Genomic DNA, 3,748 nt, shown 5'->3' with positions numbered 1-3,748 from the left:
CGCCGTCGGCGACGGTCGTGAAGGCCGCCTCGCCCAGCGCGCCTCCGGCGCCGTCCAGCGCCACGTCGACCCCGGTGCCGCCGGTCAGTTCACGTACCCTCTCCGGCCAGCCCGGCTCGGAGTAGTCCACGGTCTCCTGCGCGCCCAGTTCGCGGGCCAGGGCCAGCTTGGCCTCTCCCCGGGCCGCGCCGATGACCCGCGCCCCGGCCGTGCGGGCCAGTTGGACGGCCAGGCTGCCCGCCCCTCCCGCGGCCGCGGCGACCAGGACCGTTGTGCCGGGGCCGAAGCCCGCCGCGCGCTCCAGCGCCAGCGCGGTCGGCCCGTCGTGCAGCAGCGCCAGCGCCGCCTTCGGGTCCACCTCCTCGGGCACCCTGACCAGCGCCGACTCCGGGACGACGGCTCGTTCGGCGTATCCGCCGGTCGGGAGGGTGGACCGCCCGGGAGCCGTGTCGGTGTGCCCGGTGTCGGTGACCACCGTGGCGCCCCGCCAGCCCGGGTCCACGCCTCCGCCGATCCTGACCACCCGTCCGACCACGCCGGCCCCGGGGACGTAGGGCGGGTCGACCGGGAAGTGGTCCCGCCCCCATCCACCACGCACCAAGGTGTCCAGGTACATCACGTTGGACGCCGCGACATCCACCAGCACCTCGCCGGATCCCGTCTCCGGCTCGGGCACGTCCCGGGCCACCAGGACCTCCGGGCCGCCGAACGCGTCCACACGTACCGCTCGCATCTCGTTCTCCCTCAATGTCCGTTTCCTCGACACCGCACATCCTGATACCTCAATAATTGTTGAGGTCAAGGGCGTGGCGGGGGAGGCCCCGAAGCGAGGGGCCCGAACACGACGGAACCGCCGCGCTCGGGGCACGGCGGTGGCGGGAGAACGGGGCGCGGTCAGACCGCGACGTGCGACAGCGCGCTGGGATGGCGCCGAAGAAACCCCTCGATGGACTGGGCCGGATGGCCGGTCAGCTCCGGCACGGTGGGTGCGACCACGTCGAGCTCTCCGGCGGCGATCGCCGCGTACGACGACACCCAGCCCTCCACGGCCCACGCGGGGGCGCCACCCGAACGGCGTGACTCCACCGCCTCCTCCCAGGTTTGGGGCTCGTAACGGATCGGACGCCCCGTGAGCGTGCTCAGCCGGTCAGCCGTCTGTTCGAGGGACAGGGCCTCCGGGCCGGTGATGTCGTGGCTGGTGCCCTCCGAGGTGAGCGCGGCCAGCGGGTCGGTCAGCACCGCCGTGGCCACGTCCGCCACGTCGTCCCGCGACACCCACGCGATCCGGCCCTCACCGGCGGGGCCCCGCACCACACCGTCGTCGTCCACCCAGTCGGGCAGCAGGTCCAGGTACAGGCTGGGCCGCAGGAAGGTGTACCGCACCCCCGTCGACCTGATGTGCGCCTCGGTGAAGAAGTGCGTGCGCGAGAACGTGAAGGTCGACGCCGGGCCCGCCCGCAGGAAGGACAGGTAGACGATCCAGGACACCCCCGCCCTGACCGCCGCGTCCACCGCGCTCAGATGGACGTCGATCCGTTCCTCGGACTCGGTCGCCGAGACCAGGAACAGCGTGTCGACACCGCGGCACGCCCTCTCGAAACCCGACGAGTCCTCGTAGGCCGCCATCGCCGCACTGCTGCCGGGGTACTCGGGAGCGCGGTTGATGTCGCGTACGATGAGCCGCTGGGACCTTCCCAGCCTCGCGATCCGGGCGGCGACCCGCCCGCCCAGCGCCCCGGTCGCCCCCGTCACCCCTATGGTGTGGTTTGTCGTGTGATCGTCGCCCATGACACCCCATCCTGCGTTACGAGGGCTTGACGGGCACTCACCGGCACGCCCTTTTTCGCGCCCCGGGGTCAGGGTGAGGGCCGCCTTCCGCCGCCGTCCCCGGCCGGCCTCGGCGCACGTCCGTCCGCCGGTCCGTCCACACGCCCGGGGGCCGTCCCCGGCTCCCGCGCGCCTCCCGGCACCGGTACGCGCGCCGATCCGCGGTAGGCCAGGCGGCGCAGCAGCACCTCGGCCGGGCCGCGCCTGCCCGCGCGCTCCAGCGCGTAGGCCGCCGCCACCGTCACCAGCCACACGCCGATCGCGAACAGGAACATCGACCACGACGTCAGTTCGGCGCCCAGCCCCAGGCCCCAGGCCGCCAGGACCGGCGCGCACAGCACCGACTGGGCCAGGTAGGCCGACAGCGAGCGCCTGCCGGTCGCGGTCAGCGCGCCGACCACCACGCCCCGCCCGTGTCCGCGTTCCCGGATCCGGTGCGCCACCAGGGCGATCAGCGCCACGTAGCCGACACCGCAGAACAGACCGGCCACCATGTGCGGCAGGGTCAGCATGCCGCCCCGGGCGATGCCCAGGTCCCACGCACCGATCTGGACCAGGGCCGAGGGCACCCCGCCCAGCCAGCCCAGGCCGATGCCGAGGCCCGCCACCCAGCGCAGCAGCACCAGGTTCCGGTTCGGCTCCTCCAGGATCCGCCGCCGCGCCGCCCAGAAGCCGAGCAGGATCGCCGCGGGCACGGCCAGGCCCAGCAGCCCCTGCCCCAGAACGATGAACGGCCACGTCGTCAGGCGGCCCAGCGCGGCGCCCAGGACGTCGGGGTCGGAGACGTTGTCCGCGAGCGAGTCCATGCTCGGACCCGCGGGAGCCGGGCCGTCGGCGGGCATGAGGGCCAGGCCCACCAGGCTGAGCAGCGACGCCAGCGCCAACAGGCCCGTGAACACCCCCGCCCACACCAACAGCGTGGTGTCCCGGCGCCGGAGGAACAGCCAGCACAGCACCAGCCCGGCCAGGCCGTAGGCGGCCAGCACGTCGCCCATCCACAGCAGCAACGCGTGGACGAAGCCGAACGCGATCAGCCACAGGTTGCGGCGGCGCAGCAGCGCGTTCACGTCCCGCTCGCTCGTGCCCGCCGCCTCCTGGCGGCGGGCCAGCTGCACCATGCCGTACCCGAACAGGAAGGCGAACATCGGATAGCTGCGCGAGTCCACCGCCGCGACGGTGAAGAACTGCGCGACGCGGTCCAGCGCCCCCGCGGGCTCGGGATGGGCGCTCAGACCGCCCGTGGGCACCGCCCACAGGTACCAGACCGTGTTGGCGAGCGCGATGAACAGGAGCATGAACCCGCGGGCCAGGTCCGGTGCGAGCGCTCGCTCGCCCGCACCGACCGGGCCGCGTGAGACGGTCTGTCCGGACATGGGAGTCCTCCCGTTATCGCGATATGTCTTGTCAGCGATTCAACCGGAGGAGGTGGTCGGGCACAACGCGTCCCGGCCAGGCGGTGACCCCAGAAACTCCCCTAGGGAAGGTTCCCGACCGGGTCCGGGGGTCAGTGGGACCGTGAGGTGGCCGCCACCACCAGCTGACGCAGCGGCTCGCGCGCCGTCCCGTCCAGTTCGGGACTCTCCAGGGCAGCGACGGACTCCTCGGCGTACTCCGTGATCAGGGCCTCGCACACGGCCAGCGCGCCCGAGCCCTCGATCAGGGAGCACATCCACTCCACCGACTCCACCGACAGGTCCGGCGCGCCCAGCAGCGAGCGGAACCGCTCGGCGTCGGCCGCGTCCGACCGCGCCAGGGTCTCGGCCACGACCAGCGTCCGCTTGCCCTCACGCAGGTCGTCACCGGCGGGCTTGCCCGTGGTGGACGGGTCGCCGAACACGCCCAGCACGTCGTCGCGCAGCTGGAAGGCGATCCCCAGCGGGATGCCGTAGGCGGTGTACACCCCCGCCAGCTCCTCGTGGCG

The 3,748-nt window shown here is 73.4% G+C and carries 4 protein-coding genes; all 4 read right to left on the bottom strand.

The window, feature by feature from the left end; all coding sequences use genetic code 11:
• On the bottom strand, nucleotides 1-733 hold a 733-nt coding region (locus D455_RS0127295), incomplete at its 3' end, for a zinc-binding dehydrogenase (protein ID WP_017573831.1).
• Nucleotides 734-894: 161 nt separating this feature from the next.
• Complete coding sequence (locus tag D455_RS0127290) at nucleotides 895-1,788, bottom strand: SDR family oxidoreductase (RefSeq protein WP_026123034.1); 894 nt, start codon at nucleotides 1,786-1,788, stop codon at nucleotides 895-897.
• Between the two features lie 68 nt (nucleotides 1,789-1,856).
• Nucleotides 1,857-3,200, bottom strand: coding sequence for a DUF418 domain-containing protein (locus D455_RS0127285; protein ID WP_017573829.1), 1,344 nt, complete (start codon nucleotides 3,198-3,200; stop codon nucleotides 1,857-1,859).
• Nucleotides 3,201-3,331: 131 nt separating this feature from the next.
• Nucleotides 3,332-3,748: polyprenyl synthetase family protein (locus tag D455_RS0127280; RefSeq protein WP_017573828.1), on the bottom strand; the 417-nt coding region annotated here is incomplete at its 5' end.

Origin of the sequence: Nocardiopsis halotolerans DSM 44410 (assembly GCF_000341065.1) — a bacterium.
GTDB lineage: Bacteria > Actinomycetota > Actinomycetes > Streptosporangiales > Streptosporangiaceae > Nocardiopsis > Nocardiopsis halotolerans.
Note: the sequence above shows the minus strand (reverse complement) of the source record. Positions and strands in the feature narration are given on the sequence as shown.

Excerpts from the sequence above, each read along its gene's own strand:
- D455_RS0127285 (WP_017573829.1), bottom strand. The coding sequence starts at position 3,200 with ATGTCCGGACAGACCGTCTCACGCGGCCCGGTCGGTGCGGGCGAGCGA.
- D455_RS0127290 (WP_026123034.1), bottom strand. The coding sequence starts at position 1,788 with ATGGGCGACGATCACACGACAAACCACACCATAGGGGTGACGGGGGCG.